Annotated in this window: 21 protein-coding genes; all 21 read right to left on the bottom strand. The window is 44.2% G+C overall.

What is annotated here, in order from left to right:
* Positions 1–161: 161 nt before the first annotated feature.
* Positions 162–1,448 carry a 3-phosphoshikimate 1-carboxyvinyltransferase gene (aroA, locus tag ACY3LV_RS05510; protein ID WP_464863501.1) on the bottom strand — a complete coding sequence of 429 codons (1,287 nt, stop codon included), beginning with the start codon at positions 1,446–1,448 and terminating at the stop codon, positions 162–164.
* Between the two features lie 11 nt (positions 1,449–1,459).
* On the bottom strand, positions 1,460–2,575 hold the full coding sequence (locus ACY3LV_RS05515) for a prephenate dehydrogenase (protein WP_148961486.1): 1,116 nt from the start codon (positions 2,573–2,575) through the stop codon (positions 1,460–1,462).
* A 48-nt stretch (positions 2,576–2,623) separates the two neighbouring features.
* Positions 2,624–3,706 carry a histidinol-phosphate transaminase gene (hisC, locus tag ACY3LV_RS05520; RefSeq protein WP_148961485.1) on the bottom strand — a complete coding sequence of 361 codons (1,083 nt, stop codon included), beginning with the start codon at positions 3,704–3,706 and terminating at the stop codon, positions 2,624–2,626.
* 6 nt (positions 3,707–3,712) lie between these two features.
* Complete coding sequence (trpA, locus tag ACY3LV_RS05525) at positions 3,713–4,519, bottom strand: tryptophan synthase subunit alpha (protein WP_333516915.1); 807 nt, start codon at positions 4,517–4,519, stop codon at positions 3,713–3,715.
* Entirely contained in the window at positions 4,512–5,714 is a 1,203-nt protein-coding gene (trpB, locus tag ACY3LV_RS05530; protein ID WP_333561913.1) for a tryptophan synthase subunit beta, read from the bottom strand. The genes trpA and trpB overlap by 8 nt, the downstream gene beginning before the upstream one ends.
* Positions 5,695–6,342 (bottom strand): phosphoribosylanthranilate isomerase, encoded by a 648-nt coding sequence (locus tag ACY3LV_RS05535; protein ID WP_464863502.1) that lies wholly within the window; start codon positions 6,340–6,342, stop codon positions 5,695–5,697. Before ACY3LV_RS05535 ends, trpB begins: the two co-directional genes overlap by 20 nt.
* 4 nt (positions 6,343–6,346) lie before the next feature.
* Positions 6,347–7,099, bottom strand: a complete 753-nt coding sequence (gene trpC / locus ACY3LV_RS05540) for an indole-3-glycerol phosphate synthase TrpC (protein ID WP_464863503.1) — start codon at positions 7,097–7,099, stop codon at positions 6,347–6,349.
* Positions 7,092–8,108 carry an anthranilate phosphoribosyltransferase gene (gene trpD / locus ACY3LV_RS05545; RefSeq protein ID WP_464863504.1) on the bottom strand — a complete coding sequence of 339 codons (1,017 nt, stop codon included), beginning with the start codon at positions 8,106–8,108 and terminating at the stop codon, positions 7,092–7,094. Before trpD ends, trpC begins: the two co-directional genes overlap by 8 nt.
* Positions 8,080–9,627 carry an anthranilate synthase component I gene (gene trpE, locus ACY3LV_RS05550; RefSeq protein WP_333561909.1) on the bottom strand — a complete coding sequence of 516 codons (1,548 nt, stop codon included), beginning with the start codon at positions 9,625–9,627 and terminating at the stop codon, positions 8,080–8,082. The genes trpD and trpE overlap by 29 nt, the downstream gene beginning before the upstream one ends.
* Before the next feature lie 213 nt (positions 9,628–9,840).
* Positions 9,841–10,224, bottom strand: a complete 384-nt coding sequence (gene aroH, locus ACY3LV_RS05555; RefSeq protein ID WP_087990536.1) for a chorismate mutase — start codon at positions 10,222–10,224, stop codon at positions 9,841–9,843.
* Positions 10,221–11,309: a 3-dehydroquinate synthase gene (aroB, locus tag ACY3LV_RS05560; protein WP_333561908.1), complete on the bottom strand. Its 1,089-nt coding sequence runs from the start codon at positions 11,307–11,309 to the stop codon at positions 10,221–10,223. Before aroB ends, aroH begins: the two co-directional genes overlap by 4 nt.
* Positions 11,309–12,481 (bottom strand): chorismate synthase, encoded by a 1,173-nt coding sequence (gene aroC, locus ACY3LV_RS05565; RefSeq protein WP_148961477.1) that lies wholly within the window; start codon positions 12,479–12,481, stop codon positions 11,309–11,311. The genes aroB and aroC overlap by 1 nt, the downstream gene beginning before the upstream one ends.
* A 74-nt stretch (positions 12,482–12,555) precedes the next feature.
* Complete coding sequence (locus ACY3LV_RS05570; RefSeq protein ID WP_333516922.1) at positions 12,556–13,326, bottom strand: protein-glutamate O-methyltransferase; 771 nt, start codon at positions 13,324–13,326, stop codon at positions 12,556–12,558.
* A 233-nt stretch (positions 13,327–13,559) separates the two neighbouring features.
* Positions 13,560–14,009, bottom strand: a complete 450-nt coding sequence (gene ndk / locus ACY3LV_RS05575; RefSeq protein ID WP_087990540.1) for a nucleoside-diphosphate kinase — start codon at positions 14,007–14,009, stop codon at positions 13,560–13,562.
* A gap of 114 nt (positions 14,010–14,123) precedes the next feature.
* Entirely contained in the window at positions 14,124–15,086 is a 963-nt protein-coding gene (gene hepT, locus ACY3LV_RS05580; protein WP_464863581.1) for a heptaprenyl diphosphate synthase component II, read from the bottom strand.
* 25 nt (positions 15,087–15,111) lie between these two features.
* Positions 15,112–15,813: a demethylmenaquinone methyltransferase gene (gene menG / locus ACY3LV_RS05585; protein WP_148961474.1), complete on the bottom strand. Its 702-nt coding sequence runs from the start codon at positions 15,811–15,813 to the stop codon at positions 15,112–15,114.
* A 6-nt stretch (positions 15,814–15,819) separates the two neighbouring features.
* Complete coding sequence (hepS, locus tag ACY3LV_RS05590; RefSeq protein WP_148961473.1) at positions 15,820–16,575, bottom strand: heptaprenyl diphosphate synthase component 1; 756 nt, start codon at positions 16,573–16,575, stop codon at positions 15,820–15,822.
* A 163-nt stretch (positions 16,576–16,738) separates the two neighbouring features.
* On the bottom strand, positions 16,739–16,966 hold the full coding sequence (gene mtrB, locus ACY3LV_RS05595) for a trp RNA-binding attenuation protein MtrB (protein WP_087990544.1): 228 nt from the start codon (positions 16,964–16,966) through the stop codon (positions 16,739–16,741).
* A 21-nt stretch (positions 16,967–16,987) separates the two neighbouring features.
* Positions 16,988–17,560, bottom strand: coding sequence for a GTP cyclohydrolase I FolE (folE, locus tag ACY3LV_RS05600; RefSeq protein WP_087990545.1), 573 nt, complete (start codon positions 17,558–17,560; stop codon positions 16,988–16,990).
* 187 nt (positions 17,561–17,747) lie between these two features.
* Positions 17,748–18,026, bottom strand: a complete 279-nt coding sequence (gene hbs, locus ACY3LV_RS05605; protein ID WP_003153447.1) for a non-specific DNA-binding protein Hbs — start codon at positions 18,024–18,026, stop codon at positions 17,748–17,750.
* Between the two features lie 374 nt (positions 18,027–18,400).
* Complete coding sequence (gene spoIVA, locus ACY3LV_RS05610; RefSeq protein WP_087990546.1) at positions 18,401–19,879, bottom strand: stage IV sporulation protein A; 1,479 nt, start codon at positions 19,877–19,879, stop codon at positions 18,401–18,403.
* Between the last annotated feature and the right edge of the window lie 173 nt (positions 19,880–20,052).

Raw genomic sequence — 20,052 nt, forward strand, 5'->3', positions numbered from 1 at the left:
CGCCCTCTGTACAGTAAAGCAGCTCTCTGACCTGCCGGCTTGTAAGTAAAGCAAATCCCCCCTTTTCGTTTTTCTTTTCCCTCTATAAGACAAGCTATGTTTTTTTCCTTGAATTATGATTCTTACAGTCAATCCGCTCAAAAAATCCTGAAGCAAGAACTTCAGGATTTGTTTGAAAGCTTATTTAAATGCTCGAAGAAGGTTGGATAAGAAACATGAATGGCATCTGTCTGCTCAATTTCAGTCGGCTCCTCCGATATACAGGAAGCGATGCCAAGCATCATTCCGATCCGATGATCTCCATGACTGGATACTGTTGCGCCGCCTTTTAGTGTTTGTTTGCCATAAATCTTCATTCCATCTGCTGTCGGTTCAATCTCAGCACCAAGCTTACGAAGCTCGGAAACCACAGTGTCAATGCGGTTTGTTTCTTTTACTTTAAGCTCTGTCGCATCCTTAATAACGGTGGTTCCTTCCGCCTGAGTCGCAAGAAGCGCAATGATAGGGATTTCATCAATTAAACGCGGAATAATATTTCCTCCGATTTCAACCGCTTTTAGAGATGACGTTTCTATGACCAAATCTCCGTAAGGCTCCGCACTGCTGTCAGCAGACGGTTTGATGTCAAGTTTTGCCCCCATGTTTTGAAGGACGTCAATGATACCTGTCCGAGTCGGATTTAAACCTACGTTTTTCAGTATAATGCTGCTGTTTGGAACCATTGCACCCGCAGCAAGGAAAAACGCCGCTGAAGAAATGTCCCCAGGAACAAAAATATCTGTAGCTGTCAGTTTCTGGCCTCCTGCAATAGAAACGCTCGTTTGATCTTCAGAAAGTTTAACCCCAAAAGCAGAAAGCATCCGCTCAGTGTGGTCACGAGATTTATGAGGCTCTGTGACCGTTGTTGTGCCCTCAGCTTGCAGTCCGGCCAGCAAAACAGCCGATTTAATTTGCGCGCTTGCAACAGGTGAGACAAAATCAATTCCTTTTAATGAAGCGCCGCTCACTGACAGGGGTGTAAATTCTCCGCCGGATCTGCCGTCGATTTTAGCCCCCATTTGTTTCAAAGGCTCAGTTACACGTTTCATAGGGCGCTTTGCAATGCTCTCATCTCCAGCTACCGCACTGTAAAATGGACGGCCCGCCAAAATTCCGAGCATCAGGCGAATCGTTGTGCCTGAATTTCCGACGTCTAAAAAGCTTTCTGGCTCGCTCAGGGAATCGATTCCTTTTCCGTAAATCACTACATCGCTGCCGTTTTGCTCGATTTGAACACCCATTTTTCTAAAGCAATCGATCGTGCTCAGACAATCCGCTCCCGGCAGAAAGTTTTTAACAGTTGTTGTGCCTTTCGCCAGCGCCCCAAACATGACGGAGCGGTGAGAAATGGATTTATCACCGGGAATCTGTATTTCTCCGTTTAAAGCCTGTACCTTTTCTCTTTTCATTATTTTCCACCTCAATCAGCATAAAAAGTTTCATATTCCGCCCGGGCTTCAATGCAATGTTCAGCCCGTTTGCGGTCGTCATCAGACTGAAAACTGATCCTTAAAATCCCGTTAATATCTTCTCGTGTTTCAATAATGCGGATATTCGTAATACTGATGCGCTCCGCAGCTAATATAGCCGTTATCTCGGAAATCACACCCGGATGGTCGGGAACATCCACATATAAATCATAAAATGCAGGGATCGCACCCTTCTGCCGAAGCGGCAGCCCGTCGCGATAATCCTTAGCGTTTTTAAAATAACGAAATAGATTTTCCGCATCTTCTTGTTCTACATATGTCCGGATCGTCTCGATTTCTCGAATCCACTCATCAAAACGATCCAAGATTTTATCTTTATTATGTAATAGAATATCCCGCCACATTGCCGGGCTGCTCGATGCAATCCTCGTAATATCCCTGAACCCGCCGGCAGCAAAACGCTTAACAAGCGGATAAAGCTCTTCCGAATGATGGGTTTGGTGAACAAGGCTTGCTGCGACAATATGCGGAAAATGACTGATCACGCTTGTCACGCCATCATGCTCTTCCGGTGACATTTCCACAAAATGGGCATTCGTCCCGTTCAGCAGGTTTTTTAACTGTTCTACCGCTTGTCTTTCCGTTTTATGCCCTGGCGTTAAAATATAAAATGCATTTTCAAACAGGAACTCCTTCGCAGCAGCCACTCCTGATTTGTGTGACCCCGCCATCGGATGCCCTCCGACAAATTGATAGCGGCTAGGCAGCACTTGATCAGCATAATGAACCACTTTTTGCTTTGTGCTTCCTACGTCGGTAATCAAAAGCTGGTGTTCAATTCCTGAATGAGCCAGCTCATCAAGCATAAGCAGCGTTTGCGCGACAGGTGTTGCAATGATCACTGTAGCTGCCTCTTTCGCACCGCTAATAAACGAATCAGCACGCTCGTCAATCACACCTAATTTTAAAGCGGCTACCGCCTGTTCATCAGAAATGTCGATCCCGATAATCCGTTTGCCGGGATGCTTTTTTTTGATCGCTAACGCAATCGAACCGCCTATCAGCCCGAGACCGGCGAGCAATATTGTGTCTTTCATTCGATTCATACGTCATCACCTGGTTTATAGACTAAAGAGGTGATATTTAATCACCTCTTATAAAATTTCAGCTAAAATTGCAAGGATTTCTTCATTTTGCTCTTTTGTTCCGATCGTTATCCGGAGTGATGTCGGGAAACCTAATGCATTTCCTGACCGGACAATATAGCCTTTTTCCAGGAGAGCCTGAAACAGTTCATCGGAAGGACGGTTAAAGTCTATTAACACAAAATTTGTTTCTGAAGGGTAGCACTTTAAACCATGAGTCTGAGCAAAATCATAATATTGCTGAAGGCCTGCTTTATTTTGCTCGACACAGGACGCAATAAACGCTTGGTCATCAAGCGCTGCGATCGCCGCAGCCTGACCTAGACGGCTCGTGTTAAAAGGCTCTCTTGCCGGCTCAATCTGGCGAATCAAATTCTCGTCAGCAATTCCGTATCCGACTCTGAGCGCTGCCAGGCCGTAAGCCTTTGAAAATGTGCGCAATATCATTAGATTGGAATAGTTGCTTAAGAGCGGCACGGTTTCCGGGTAATCCTCTGCTGTTACATATTCATAATATGCTTCGTCAAGCACAACGAGGACACGAGAAGGCACGCGCTCCAGAAATGCGAGTAATTCCCCTTCTGATGTATAAGTGCCAGTCGGGTTATTCGGGCTGCATATCCAAACCACTTGTGTCTGTTCGTCAATCGCTTCAAGCATGGCGTCTACATCATGTGAGCCGTCAGGACGAAGTGCGATTTCACGAACTTCAGCACCTTCAATGACCGCATTGTGTTTATATTGCGGAAAAGTCGGTGCAGCAGTTATCGTGTTGGTTTTCTCGTTTAAAAATGCCCGGCAGATGATCTGAATGATTTCATCTGAACCGTTGCCGAAAATAAGCGATGTTTCGCTGACATTGAGGTGCTCACTGAGCCTTGTCCGCAAAGCGGCGCTATACCCATCGGGGTAAAGGGCAAGCTGTTGAATCTCATGATGAAGCGCCTCTTTTGCCGCTTCTGAACAGCCGTAAGGGTTCTCGTTTGAAGCTAGCTTCACGACTTTATCCAAGCCATATTCTGATTTCACTGCTTCAATCGGCTTACCAGGCTGATAAGGCTTCAGCTGTTTTAAATGTTCTTTGATACGCAAATCCAGTCACCTCTTTAAACTGTACAAGCCGCCAAACGCCGTTGCGTAATCTTCAAACTCCTGCAGCGCTTGATCTCTCGTTTCAGCGCTGATGAGCCGGTCCTTTAGTTCTTCTATTTTTCTGACGAGCGCACTTCCCACTACGACACCGTCACAAATTTTATTCATCTTTATAACCTGTTCGCGGTTTGAAATACCGAATCCTACAGCAACCGGAACAGTACTGAGATCCTTCACTGCCCGGATGAACGGATAGACGGATGAATTGAACTCATTGCGGACACCGGTCACACCTAGAGAAGATACACAGTAGACGAAGCCCTCGGCTTGTTCAATAATGGTTTTCAAACGGCTTTCGCTTGTCGGCGCAACCAAAGAAATATACGTCACCTCATGATTTTTGCATTCCGCTTGGAGGCTGGCGCTTTCTTCTAATGGCAGATCCGGAACAAGCAGACCGTCAATATGATTTTCCCGCAGTAAAGCGAAAAAGTATTCTTTGTTCAATTGTAACACAGGATTATAATACGTAAAGAGGATAATCGGAATATTCACTCCGTTTTTTTTCATTTTTCCGCCTAATTCGATTGCCTTTACGATATTCATTCCATGATCAAGCGCCCGCTTTGAAGCTCTCTGGATCACCGGACCGTCTGCAAGCGGGTCTGAGTATGGAACACCAAGCTCCAATGCCGTGGCACCTGCTTTTTGGAGAGACTTCGCCAGTTCAATCGAAACCTCAGGCAATGGATCACCCGCTGTAATAAACGGGATAAACAATTTTTCTGGCGCTTGAAGGTTTAATTTAAACATGCGCTCTCACCTCTTCTTCCAATATATTCATTAATGTGTTGACATCCTTATCTCCCCGTCCTGATAAACAGACAAGAATGATTTGATTGCGATCCATTTCTTTGGCGAGTTTGAATGCTTTCGCTAACGCATGGGCAGATTCAATCGCCGGCAAAATTCCTTCTTTTTCTGATAAGAGTTTTAATGCATCCACCGCTTCTTCGTCTGTGATACTGCCATAAGTGACACGGCCGCTCTTATGCAAATAAGCGTGCTCCGGACCGATTCCAGGGTAGTCGAGTCCTGCTGAAATGGAGTAAGGCTCAATAATTTGCCCGAACTCATCTTGAATGAGATAAGTCAATGAACCGTGAATAACGCCTACGGTTCCTTTCGAGATAGTAGCGGCATGAAGAGGAGTATCAATTCCTTTTCCGGCTGCTTCAGCACCGATCAGTTCAACGTCTTCATCTAAAAACGACTGAAACATGCCCATCGCATTGCTTCCTCCGCCTACACACGCCACTACTTTATCAGGCAGAGCGCCTTCAATGCGTTTCAGCTGATCCTTCGCTTCTTCTCCGATCATTTTTTGAAATTCACGAACCACTTGCGGATAAGGGTGCGGTCCGACAACTGATCCAATCATGTAAAAATGATCCTCGCAATGTTGAACCCAGTACCGAATCGCCTCATTTGTGGCATCCTTCAATGTGCCGTTTCCGCTTGTTACAGGCACAACTTCCGCTCCAAGCAGCTTCATGCGGAAAACGTTCAGAGACTGGCGGGCAACATCCTCCTCGCCCATAAACACAGTGCAGGAAAAGCCGAATTTAGCTGCGACTGTCGCTGCGGCAACACCGTGTTGACCAGCGCCGGTTTCTGCAATGATTTTCGTTTTTCCCATTTTCTTAGCGAGCAGCGCTTGACCTAACGCATTATTGATTTTATGAGACCCTGTATGGTTCAAATCTTCTCGTTTCAAATAAATTTTCGCACCGCCTAAATACTCAGTAACTCGATCAGCGAATGTGAGCGCAGTCGGCCTACCGGAATAGTCATTTAACAGCTTGTAATATTCATTTTGAAAAACAGGATCATCCTTGATTTCTTTAAATGCGGTTTCAATTTCTTTTAACGGCTGCATCAGTGTTTCCGGAACAAACTTTCCGCCAAAATCGCCGTATCTGCCTATTTCATTTGGATATGGATACATATTGATTCATCCTTTCTTCTAAAAGCCTCATCAGATTCTGATCTTTTTGCCCGTTTTTTTCGATTCCGCTGGCTAGGTCAATTCCTGCCGGATGATATTTCAATAGGTCTGTGATGGTATCAGGATTCACGCCGCCTGCGATAAAACAGCGTTTGCCTATATCCGCCTGCTGGTATTCCGGCACACAATCCCACGAAAAAGCAACACCAGTGCCGCCTCTTGCCCCTTTGACAGATGAATCAATCACAAAGCCGTCCACATCACCTTTAAAGCGGGCTATTTCTTGAGTTGTGTTCTCATGATGGTGAAGCGCCTTCCATATTTCACAATCTGTCAGCATGCGAAGCGCCTCGGCATCCTCAGGTTCCTCATCACCGTGAAGCTGAATGACGTCGAGATTCAAGTCTTCGGCAATGCGTGACATCATCTCTATCGATTCATTAACAAAAACCCCTGCAACCTGTTTTTCGACACGAACTTGACTCAGCCACTTTTTCACATCTTGCGGAGATACTTTTCGTTTGCTTTCAGCAAAAATAAAGCCCAGATAATCAGCCTGTGAGTCCGCTGCAAACTGCAAATCCTGCAATGACCGTATGCCGCAATATTTTAATGCCGGCTTCTTCACATCCTCACTCCCCAAACAAAGCATAGATTGCTTTTTGCTGTGATGTTTGTCTCATCAATGATTCACCGATAAGCACAGCTCGTGCCCCTTGTTCTTTGACGAATGTTAAGTGTTCTAAAGAACCGATCCCGCTTTCGCTGACTAGCAGTGATTCTTTCGGAACTAGAGATGCGATTTGTTCTGTCTGTTTTATAGAGGTTTCAAATGTTTTTAAGTTTCGATTGTTGATGCCGAGAATATCAGGTGTGAACACTTTCAATATTTGTTCAAGCGTTGATGCATCATGAACCTCCACTAACACGTCCAGCTGCTTTTCACCTGCTTCCAGATACAGTTCGTGAAGTTGGAAAGGATCAAGCACCTCACCGATTAACAATATGGCATCCGCTCCGATTCTTTTTGATTCCTCCACTTGTAGAGAATCAATAATAAAATCTTTTCTAAGTACAGGTATTGAAACAGCACGCTTCACGTCTGATAAATAGATGTTTTCCCCTTGAAAAAACGGGGTGTCAGTTAAAACGGAAAGCGCATCTGCCATCGCAGTTTGATAGTCTTTTGCAATCCGCTCAGGGACAAAATCCTTTTTAATAAGCCCCTTAGACGGCGAAGCTTTCTTCACTTCGGCAATCAACCCGATAAACCGATTCGGGCTTGCCAGCGCCTCTTTAAATGAACGTTTTTCGAAAGGCTGCTCTTCCGGCAGGACCAGTGTTTTTACTTCTTCTTTCTTTTGTTTGATGATGTTTTCAAGCATAGATCTCTTCCTCTTTCTGCTTTAGTCGTTCGAGCTGCGCGGCTGCGCCTCCGCTTGTAATCGTCTCTAACGCTAGCTCGGTTCCTTCCTTCAATGAGGCGGTAATCCCCGCCGTGTATATCGCAGCCCCTGCATTAAAAGCAGTAATAGATACAGCGGAACTGCTGCTTTTATTTTCAAAAATATTCTGAATGAGACAGGCACTCTCTTTCGGTGACTGCACCTGTAAATCTTCAAGTCTGCCATTTGTGAAACCGAATTCTTCGGGTGATACGGTATATTCCCGGCGCTCCCCGTCCTTTAATTCAATTACATCAGTCGGTGCTGTAATGGAAAGCTCATCTAAACCGTCACGGCTTGCTACGAACAGGACGTGCTTCGGCTGAAACGGCTCCAGCGCGCTTGCCATTAGTCCCGCTTTTTCAGCGGAATAGACTCCGATCACCTGACGCTTCGCCTGTAAAGGATTGCTGAGCGGTCCGAGCAGATTAAATACCGTTCTAAAACCTAGTTCTTTTCTTGTACCGGCTACATGTTTCATAGACGAATGATAAAGCGGGGCAAAGAGAAAACCCATATTGTTCGTTTCAATGCTGCTTTTAACCTTCTCGGGAGTAGTTTGAATCGGAACCTCTAACTCCTCTAGTACATCAGCGCTTCCGCTTTTAGAAGAGACAGAGCGATTGCCGTGCTTAGCAATTTTCGCACCGGCTGCAGAGGCAACAATTGCCGATGCTGTTGAGATATTAAAAGTGGAAACACCATCTCCTCCGGTACCGCATGTATCAACTACATCAGGAAGTCCATCGACTGTAAGAGCGCGCGCCCGCATCGCATTCACAAAACCTGTAAGCTCTGCTGGCGTTTCTCCCCGATGGGCAAGAATAGACAATATACCGCCCATTTCAGAAGGAGCCATTTCCGCTGTCATCATCATATTCATCAGTGCTTCAGCCTCACCGACAGTAAGTGTTTTTCCGTCAACGCACAATTGTAGAAATTTGTTCATGAGCTTTATCCTCCTTGCTATGGAACATGTCTTCTGCAATATGAATCGTTTTCAGCAGCGCACCCGCTTTATTGCAGCTTTCTTCATATTCGGATTCCGGAACAGAATCCGCAACAATACCAGCTCCTGCCTGTATCGATGCAACACCGTTCTTTACACTCATCGTGCGAATCGTAATACAAGAATCGATATTCCCGTCAAATCCGATGTAGGCGATACAGCCGCCGTATGTCTCTCTCGGCGTGGGCTCAAGCTCTTGCAAAAGCTGCATGGCACGGATTTTTGGAGCGCCTGTTAAAGTTCCCGCCGGGAAAGCGGACATCAGTGCATCGACAGGATGAACACCTTCTTTCAAGCGGCCTGTAACAACTGAGATAATGTGCATAACATGCGAAAAGGAGACAATTTTGGTGAACTCCGGCACAGAAACAGATCCGTATTCTGCTACTCTGCCGACATCGTTTCGGGCAAGATCAACGAGCATGTAGTGCTCCGCTTTTTCTTTATCATCCTTCATCAGCTCAGCTTTGAGTTTTTCATCTTCCTCTTTGTCTGCGCCTCGTTTTCTCGTTCCGGCAATCGGATGGATTTCCAAGTGCCCGTCCTGAACGTGGATTAACCGTTCTGGAGAGCTGCCGACTATTTCTCTGTCTTGGAGTTTCATATAATACATATACGGAGAAGGATTGACGATCCTAAGCACTCGGTATAATTCAAAGGCCTCTGCTTTTATCGGAATCTCAAATTTCTGTGACAAAACGCCTTGGAAGATATCGCCCGCTTTTATATATTCTTTGATTTTCTCTACATCAGCCATAAAAGCCGATTTTTCATAATTAGAAGACACGGTTTCAAAGCTGGGTGTCTGATATGAATCAGCAGATAGAAACAGCTCTTTTATGTTTTTTTGATTCATCATTTTTTCAATGAGATCTTGGAGCTCCTGATGATGTTGATGAAACACATCGATTTTTTCGTTTTCTGTTTCTTGCCCATTGAGTCTCGCATATTGGATAAAGTGGACATTTTTGGTTTCATGATCATACGCAATTATGGTCCGGCAAACAAAGAGCATACACTTTTCCAATCCCGTTTCCTTTGTGTGCGGAGAAACAGAAGGCTCAATCAGCGGGATCATATCATAGCTTAGGTATCCGACAGCTCCGCCTACAAAAGGAATACCCAGCTCCGGCGTTTTGATTTTGTAGGTGGTATTCATCCAGTTCAGCACTTCTTTTAGTTCGTTTCCTGTGTACAGAGATCTGCCGTCCTGAGCAACAGCTGTAAAACGGCTCTGCTCTTCTTTTAGCGTGAGAAATGGATTCAGGCCGATAAACGAATATCTTGACCAATTGGATGTTTCATCTTTGCTTTCAAGAAGATATGTAATCTCCCTGTCGAGCTTCTCTATCATTTGAATGGGTGTCAGCGTATCGACTGTGAAGGTCTCCACAATCGGTATGGTGTGGCAGGACAAGCTGTCCTCTAAAAATGCAGATATGTTTGATTGGAAATTCATTACTCTCACTCCTTTTGGCAAGGAGAATGAGAAGATGGCATGAGGGGATAAAACGATATAACAAATAAACCCAAAAGAAAGGCTTCTTTTGGGTAGAATAAACATACATGTCTCAGCTCAACTAAACTCATTCTCTGCTACCCTATTCTCTGACTCAACTCATTTAATCGCTTTATACACGCTCTTGTGTATTTCTAAGCTGTTCCTATCGTATTACAATTCAGTATTTTTTGTCAATGATAAATCGGGTCTTAATACGACGGCTTTTTCTAAATATACATGTCTGATCTGATCCTGAGGAACATCTGTCTGGACGGTCATCATGACTCTTATGCACTTTTTCAGACCGCCGGCCACATCCATTTCCTGCATACATGTTACCGGCACATACTGCCAGCCTGAAAGCTCACGAACAGCTTTTGCCGGAAAAACGGAGTGCAAATCAGGTGTCGCCGAAAGAAGCATTTGAACAACATCTTCGGGCTTTGTTTTGTTTTCTTCTATGATTTTCTCTAACAGCTGTTTTGTTTTTTGTAAAATTTCTTCTTCAGTATCCCGTCCAACTGTAGTTGCTCCGCGAATTCCGCGAATCATCATGATGTTACCTCCAATCGCCATTTGTTCAGCCAGCTCTCTAGTTCATTTTTGGAAAATGTGCGATCAGCAACTTTTCCTAATTCGTTGAGCACGATAAACTGAATCATCCCGCCGCGGGTTTTCTTATCATTCATCATACGATCTAAAAGAACTGAAGATTCCGCCTCTTTTTTGATTCGACTTGGATACCCCAAGCTTTTTAGCCAGCTGACCAAACGTTTTCTGTCCATTTCACAGCCCGCTGTCTTTTCGCTTAAATATAAAGCAAACTGCATCCCGAGGGCTACGGCATCACCGTGAGTGATCTGCCCGTAGCCATATTCCGCCTCAACGGCATGGCCGAGCGTATGTCCGAAGTTTAAGTAAGCTCTTATCCCCTCTTCTTTTTCATCCTGCTGAACAACAGACGCTTTAATTGAAATGCCTTTAAAAATCATATCATTCAGCTGATCACTTGTAATATCGTGCAATGAATGGATATTCAGCAGCTCTTCCAGAAACGCTTTGTCATAGATAAAAGCGTGTTTAATCACTTCTGCCATCCCAGATCGAAGCTCCTTTTCGGACAGAGAACGAAGGAAGTCTGTATCGTAGAGCACGGCTTTCGGCTGATAAAACGCACCGATTAGATTTTTTCCGAGCGAATGATTCACGGCCACTTTTCCTCCGACGGCGCTGTCATGCGCTAAAAGCGTCGTAGGCATTTGAATGAAATCAATGCCGCGCATAAAAGTAGCGGCCACAAAACCGGCAAGATCTCCTACAACACCGCCACCGAATGCGATGATGCATGAGGAGCGATCCATATGAAAACGAATCGCTTCACTTTGCAGTTTTGTGTACATGTCCATAGATTTCGCCTGCTCTCCGCTCGGCACCGTCACTTTTTTCACAGGCCATTTTTCTTCCAGCAAATGAAGCATTTCATCACCATACAGGCGATCCACCTCTTCATCAGTGACAAGCATAATCCGTGTTAAAGGCCTGTTTAAAGAGGTTAATAGTTCACAAACCTCTTTTCTGATGCCTTGTCCGATAAAAACAGGATACGACGAGGAAGCGGTTTGAACATGCAGTGTTCTCATTAAAATTCCCTCGACAGTTTTCTCATATTCTCCACATTTTCTCTAATGCGGTCTATTTGATCTAAGCCGAATTGTTCAACGACTGCGTTCGCAATTTCCCATGCGACAGCGGCTTCAGCTACTACACTTGCCGCAGGCACTGCACAGCTGTCTGAACGTTCAATGCTGGCGGAAAATGGTTCTTTTGTTTCGATATCCACGCTTTTCAGCGGTTTATACAAAGTCGGAATCGGCTTCATGACCCCGCGGACAACAATCGGCATTCCTGTTGTCATGCCGCCTTCCAGTCCTCCAAGTCTGTTTGTAGCGCGAGTATATCCCTTTTCCTCGTCCCAAATGATCTCATCATGAACTTCGCTTCCATTTCTGCCGGCCGCCTCAAATCCGATGCCGAATTCAACCCCTTTAAATGCGTTAATTGACAGTACAGCAGCAGCAAGCTTGCTGTCCAGCTTGCGGTCATAATGGACATAGCTGCCCACGCCTACTGGCATTCCCTCGACAATGACTTCTACAATTCCGCCGATGGAATCGCCGTTTGCCTTCGCTTCATCAATGGCAGCCATCATTTTGTTGCCTGCTTCTTCATCGTAGCATCTGACCGGAGACTCCTCCGTGACACGCTGCAGGTCATCAATTGACGTATATTCTGTTTTCTCAGCTTTAACTGCGCCAATTTGCAATACATGGCCCGCCACCTTAATGCCCAGCTCAGAAAGAATCTTTTTAGCGACAGCTCCTGCCGCCACTCTGACAGTTGTTTCCCTTGCTGAAGAGCGCTCCAGCACATTTCTCATATCGCGATGATTATATTTAATCGCACCGTTTAAGTCAGCGTGACCCGGTCTCGGTCTGGAAATTTGACGCTTCATTTCCTTTTCTTCATCCTCTGTAATCGGCTCCGGACCCATGATTTTAGTCCAATGTTTCCAGTCGTTGTTTTCTACTGCGAGAGCAATTGGTGAACCGAGCGTGCGGGCATGGCGCACCCCGCTCATAATTTTGGCCTGGTCTTTTTCAATCTGCATGCGGCGGCCGCGGCCGTGGCCTTTTTGGCGTCTGGCAAGCTCAAAATTGATATCTTCCTCCGTTATGTAAAGCCCGGCAGGCACACCTTCAATAATGGTCGTCAGTTGGGGGCCGTGTGATTCTCCGGCTGTTAAATATCTCATGACTTCTTCTCCCTTCATCGCATTAACGCTTTTAAGTAAAACTACTATAACATATTTTTCAGCAAAAAGTCAGTCTATCTTTTTTGATAAAAGAATGTATCAGCTGAAACTAGGCCGAATTTCTCAGGATTGAAGATTTGCTCGGTGCTGCCGACAAAAAGAATCCCATTCTTTTTCAGGCTCTGTGCCATTTTTGAATAAAGCTCTTCCTTTGCGCTTTCTGTAAAATAAATCAATACATTGCGGCACACGATTAAGTCAAATTCTTGTTCATAGCGGTCCGCCAGCAGATTGTGCTTTTTGAATGTAATATTGTTTTTGATTTCCGGTTTTACTTCATAACTTCTATTTGCATGCTGAGTAAAATAACGATCCTTCACAGATGTCGGCACTTCCTGTAAAGACCGCTCCTGATACACGCCTTTTTTCGCTTTCTCCAATGCTTTTTCATCAATATCAGTCGCCAGAATCTGAAAGCCGGGAAGACCTTTTTGCTGATTCAAAAGCATGGCAAGCGTATAAGGCTCCTCACCCGTTGAGCAGGCGGCACTCCATATCTTTAAAGGCTTAGAATGCTTGATTAACGGCAGAATAGCAGTCTCAAGCACTTCCCATCTTTTATAATTACGATAAAATTCTGAAACATTAATCGTCATTCTGTCCAGTGTTTCATTTAAGAGCGCTTGATCCTTTTCCAAGGCCGCCGCAAAATCCTTAAAGCTTTGAAACCCCTTTTTCTCATAAAGCGACGTCAGCCTTCTCTTCATTTGTGCTTCTTTATATAAAGTTAAATCAACACCGGTTAATTGTTTCCATTTTGTTATAAATAAGCTGTATGTATCCATCTCTACTCTCCCAGTCTCGCTGTCTTTTTGTCCTAGTATAGCTTGTTTTCTCAGAAAATTGTATTGTTTCAATAAAAAAATCAGCTTTTCAGCTGATTTTAGGTCATTGGGAAGGCAGGAATCTGATAAACATTGCCATTAACCCATTATTTACTTAATGTAAACCTTTACAAAAGAAAACGAAAACCGGCGTCATTACATAGTGCCGGCCCTGCTACTTATTTTCATAATGATTAATAGATCCAGCCTGCCATGAGCTGTTGATATGATACTAATTCTTCATTCTTAAAGAAAATGTTAATCTCGCGTTCAGCACTTTCGAGAGAATCAGAGCCGTGGATGATGTTTTTTCCGACAAACATGCCATAATCTCCACGAATTGTGCCAGGCAAAGCTTCTTTAGGATTTGTCTTTCCGATCAGCTGTCGTGTCACTTCAATGACATTTTCGCCTTCCCAAACCATTGCGAATACAGGTCCTGAAGTAATAAACTCAACGAGCTCTCCGAAGAAAGGCTTCCCTTGATGTTCGGCGTAGTGTTTCTCAGCTATTTGTTCAGTCACTCTCATTAACTTGGCACCAGATAATTGTAAGCCCTTACGTTCGAATCTCGACAAAATATCACCAATGAGCTGACGTTGGACACCGTCTGGTTTCACCATAATAAAAGTCTTTTCCATCACATTCTCCACCCCATCATTATGTATGTATAGGCTTTCACACTGCACACCGAAATCGTAACATCTTTCTGACAATTAATCAATCCGGGGCGGAGAAATTTCTCAATATCTACAAAATTAAAATTTTCTTTTTCCGATATATTTTGCGATGGCCGCAAGAGACGAACGTGCACGCCCTCTCGGAAGCGTGTTTAATTTCTGGAAAGCTTTCTGCAGATACATTTCGCTTACTGCCATAGATGTTTCAATCGCATCTGTTTTTTTCATTTCTTCAATGATCGGCTCGAGCTGTTCCTGCGTTGTCTCGGTGTTAATCAATTTAAGCTGATTTTTTAATGCTGGATTTTTCAGGGCATACAGCACTGGCAATGTAACATTTCCTTGAAGTAAATCTCCTCCAACAGGTTTGCCCAGCTCTTCTTCCGTTGAAGTAAAATCAAGAATATCATCAATGATTTGATAAGACATGCCGACGTAATACCCAAACCAGTACAGCGCCTTATGAATCTTTTCATCAGCGCCGGACGCAATGGCACCGAGCTGGCAGCTGACCGCGATAAGGAGCGCCGTTTTTCTTTTGATTCGGCGGAGATATGTTCTGAGGTTTTGTTCCATGTTGTATTTGTCTTTGATCTGCTCGATTTCCCCAAGACAAACTTCAACAATCGTCTGCGACAAAATCCTATGGGCTTTCGGTTCGTTAATTCTCGTCATCATTTCAAGAGATCCCGCAAGCATATAATCACCTGTGTACATCGCAATGCGATTGTCCCACTTTGCTTTGATTGTCGGCTTCCCTCTGCGAAGCTCCGCATCGTCAATGACATCATCATGAACCAAAGATGCCATGTGAATCATTTCCAAAGTGACGGCGACATATTTAATCTTATTAATGTCATAATCGCCAAACATGCCGGAAAGCAGCACGAAAACAGGGCGAATACGCTTCCCTCCCGCCTGCAGCAGATGAAGACCCGCCTCGCTTAAAAGCGGGTAATCGGAACGTACGGTTTGTTCAAGTTCTCTTTCAATTACATCAATATCGTCATTTAAAAAAGAGTAGGCCATTTTAAATTTCATATCATTCACCCAAACATCTGTGTTTTCATTTCCATCCGATATGCGTGGCAGCGACTCCGCCAGTAAACGAATGATATTTGACATTTTTCAAGCCCGCCTCTTCAAACAGGCCCGCCAGTTCTTTCATTCCAGGGAATTCTCTGGCTGATTCTTGAAGCCAAGAATATTCTTTATAGCTCTTCGCAAACAATTTCCCGAAAAACGGCATAATATACTTAAAGTACATAAAGTAAGCCTGTCTGAATCCGAACGTTTCCGGCTGGGACGTTTCCAGACATACCACCTGGCCGCCCGGCTTCACCACACGTCTCATCTCTTTCAGTACGGTCAAGTAATCAGGGACATTGCGCAGTCCGAAGCCAATGGTCACATAATCAAATGTATCATCATCAAAGGGAAGCTCCATCGCATTTCCGTGCAGCAGTTCAATTTGGCTGAATCCGCCTTCTTTTACTTTCTGCTGGCCGACACTCAGCATATTTTCACTGAAGTCCAAGCCCTTGATCTCACCGCTTTTACCGGCTGCTTTTGCAAGAGCAATCGTCCAGTCAGCCGTTCCGCAGCAGACATCAAGTGCCTTGGCGCCTTCTTTTACATTCATGATGCGCATCGTTTTGTCGCGCCATTTTTTATGCTGCTGAAAACTGATGACAGAGTTCATTTGATCGTAGTTTTTATATATTTTTTCAAATACTCCGTGTACGCGCTGTTCTTTTGAGTCCTGCATAATGGTTTACCCTTCTTCCACTTTCTGATGATAGGTTTGATCTTGGCTGATTGTCTTCAGGCGGTTTAATAAAATATGCTGAATAGGTGAATTTAGAGGCAGAAGTGACTCAATGCTGTTTTTCGCTTTTTTAAAACAATCTTCTAATATCTCTTCTTTTGTTTTTCCCAGCTGTATAAAACTGCCGATCACATCCAGAAATGTATCATTCCCGTTCATAAGCCGCTTAAATACAAAAAAATCACTCGACAGCTTTTTCCAGCGCGGGAGGTTGAAGTGTTCCGCCACCCGCTGGAATAAAGCCGACTCAACGATGCCGACACTTTCGAAAAAATCGTGTTCATCCTTGAAAGAACGGTCATATAGCCGAATTTTGTGTTCATTGATTTCTTTGATAGCTGTAGCAAGCGTCCGAATCATGTAGATATCCTTCATTTCAGATAGTAAAGAGTAGTACAGCCCGCTGAAATAATCGCCTGCGAGAACAGTCAATTGGCGGTTTTTGTTTTCGTCTCGTTTTATGACTCTGGCTGTCGTCACTTCATCATGGGTATCAAGGGCGCTTTGTACAAGCATCGCTGTTACAATATAATTTTCTCTGTCATTGTTTTTTATGTCGGCTTCTTCAAATAAAGCATGAAAAAGAAGAAGCTTATCCTCATCAATTTTCGGCGCAGAAATATGCTTCGCTAAATAAGGATGAGACAGCTTTTGTTTTAATTTTGTGTTCAGATTGGCTAAAGTTCCGTAGATGTCTTGCAAAAATATCACCCTTGTCCCCAAATTCACATTTATTTCTTAATCTATGTATGAGTTTTATCTTTTCATTCACTTACGCATGTATCATTATAGCATAAAAAAAAGAAATTGGCTGTATCCTCCCGCTGTTTGCGAGCATTTGCTTTTAACAGCGGGGACAGCCAGCTTATTTTTTTTCGCTTTTCATTTCTCCGTATGCGGTTTGAATGAGTGCCTCTCCTCTGATTTTAATGGCCGAAGTATGCTCTGTAAACTGAGCGATGATTACTTCTCCCTTGTCGAGTTTTTCGGAATGGTGAAACTTTGTATCGGTTCCTCTTGTCAGGCCGATCACATTCACTCCGTCTTCAACCGCTTTAATGATGACAAAATCACTTGAATGCTTTTCGTTCATTTCTAGCACCCTCTATCTTTATTAGTCCTGGCGTTTTATATGTTCCAATACTTCGGCACGGGCAGCTGCATCATCTTTGAAAATGCCTCTGACTGCTGAAGTGACGGTTTTTGCACCCGGTTTTCTCACACCGCGCATCGTCATGCACATGTGTTCTGCTTCAACCACTACCATGACGCCGTACGGGTCAAGCGTTTCTACGATGCTTTCCGCAATTGTAGATGTGATGCGCTCCTGAAGCTGCGGACGCTTTGCAACGGCTTCAACGGCACGCGCCAATTTACTGAGCCCTGTGACCTTTCCGCCTCGCGGTATATATGCAACGTGTGCTTTTCCATAAAAGGGAACAAGGTGATGCTCACACATAGAATGAAACGCGATATCTTTTACAAGAACAAGCTCCTCATGGTTTTCACCGAAGATAGTCTGGAAATGTTCTTTTGGGTCTTCATTCAAGCCGGAGAATACTTCGGCGTACATCTTTGCGACTCTTTTCGGAGTATCAAGAAGTCCTTCTCTGTTCGGGTCTTCTCCGATCGCTTCTAAAATTTGACGAACAGCTTGTTCGATTTGCTCTTTATTAACTTCTTTCATGTTCTATGTCCTCCACCAATGAATACATTTAATTTCGATTCTAGCACACATGCCCCGCTAAAAGCAAAGTGAATGCCCTGTCAGGAAACCCATGCCCTTGAAATATGAAAAGCCCCTTGGAAAGGGGCTTTTCTGTGAAGAAATAAAGTGTATGTAAGCTAGATGCATACACGATCTATATTCACAATTATTTTCCGGCAACTGCGTCTTTAAGCGCTTTACCTGGTTTGAAAGCAGGTACTTTGCTCGCTGGAATTTCGATTTCTTCACCTGTTTGAGGGTTGCGTCCTTTACGTGCAGAACGTTCACGCACCTCGAAGTTACCAAAACCGATCAGTTGAATTTTATCACCGTTTTTAAGTGCATCTAAGATCGTATCAAAAACAGAGTCAACTGCTTTTGTAGCGTCTTTTTTAGACAATTCGCTTGCTTCTGCAACCGCATTGATAAGTTCTGTTTTGTTCATGCCTTTCACCTCCTCCCAAAAGGAATACATTCAGTTCGTTTATTATCATTTCTTCACAGTTCAGTCTGATTCTAAACCTGGCCCAGAAAAAAATCAGAGCAGGCAAGAGAAAGACAATTAAACGGCTTTTTAAGAAAAACTGCACTCTGAGGAATGTTTGTCCAACAAAGTGAAGAATTTCTGTATGTAGAGTAACACATATAAAAAGCCATATCAAGCATTTTAAAGCGTCAATCCCTTGCTCGTCAAGGATTTAACGTGATTTACCGAACAAATATTCCTTTTTTTGCTTTTTTCATCCTATTCTTTGATCCTTTTCCATTATTAAGAGCAAAGAAAAAAGACCTCCCATTCTATAAAGAGGTCTTCCGGTATTACAGGATGATGGCGATTAAGCCGCCAGAGCCTTCGTTTATAATTCTTTCTAACGTTTCTTTTAATTTATACCGCGCGTTTTCAGGCATTAATGACAGCTTTGCCTGAATCCCTTCTCTCACAATTGAGCTCAGTGATCTTCCGAAGATATCGGAGTTCCAGATGGAGAGCGGATCATCCTCAAAGTCCTGCATTAAATAGCGTACAAGCTCTTCGCTTTGTTTTTCCGTTCCGATAATCGGCGCGAATTCGCTTTCGACGTCTACTTTGATCATATGGATCGATGGTGCGACAGCTTTTAGCCTCACACCGAATCGTGAGCCCTGCCTTATAATTTCCGGCTCATCGAGACTCATATCAGTTAAAGCAGGCGCTGCAATGCCGTATCCCGTCTGTTTGACCATTTTTAAGGCATCAGACACTTGATCATATTCTGTTTTCGCATGGGCAAAGTCTTGCATGAGTTCAAGCAGATGGTCTCTTCCTCTGATTTCAACACCCACCACTTCTTTCAAGATTTGATCATATAAGTGGTCCGGCGCGTACAAATCGATTTCTGCGACCCCTTGACCCAGCTCAATTCCGGCTAATCCGGCACTTTCAATAAATTCAAACTCGCTGAATTGGCCGACAACCCTGTCTACGTCCCGAAGCCGCTTAATATCCTTAACAGTTTCCTTCACGGATTCCTGGTAGCTTTCACGCAGCCAATGGTTTTCTTTTAGCACCATTACCCAGCTTGGGAGGTTGACATTTACCTCAAGCACCGGAAACTCGTAGAGGGCTTCTCTGAGCACACTCAGTACATCTGATTCCCGCATGCTTTCCACGCTCATTGCCAAAACCGGGATATCATATTTTTCGCTTAAATCCTGGCGCATGGCTTCTGTTTCCGGATGATACGGCCTGACTGAGTTGATGACCATAATAAAGGGTTTGCCAACCTCTTTCAGCTCTTCAATGACTCTTTCTTCAGCCTCTATATAGTCACTTCTGGCGATATCACCAATGGTGCCGTCTGTTGTAATGACAACTCCGATGGTCGAGTGTTCTTGAATGACTTTTCGCGTGCCAATTTCAGCAGCCTCATGAAATGGGATCGGTTCTTCGTACCAAGGCGTGTTAATCATCCGCGGCCCGTTTTCATCTTCATATCCTTTAGCGCCGGGTACTGTGTAGCCTACACAATCTACTAATCTTATATTGACATCGAGTCCGTCTGACACGTGAACAGACATCGCCTGATTCGGAACAAATTTAGGCTCTGTAGTCATAATCGTTTTGCCGGCCGCGCTCTGCGGCAACTCATCCTGCGCACGGGCCCGGTCTGCTTCGTTACCGATATTCGGGAGCACCACAAGCTCCATGAATTTTTTAATGAACGTGGATTTTCCTGTACGGACAGCACCTACGACTCCTAAGTATATATCGCCTCCTGTTCGTTCAGCGATATCCTTGAAAATATCGACCTTTTCCAAGTGAATCCCTCCCGGACTTCCTATCCTTATCAATTTTATTAAGCTCTTTCAATCAAACACAGGACACTATATGTGTATGACGTTGTCCTATTTCAATATGACATCTTTAGAAAATTTCCCATCCTCAATCTATTAAAGTATAAAAAAACCTTTCTCCCTATTTGTATGCAAGG

This window comes from Bacillus sp. 11C (assembly GCF_055486375.1).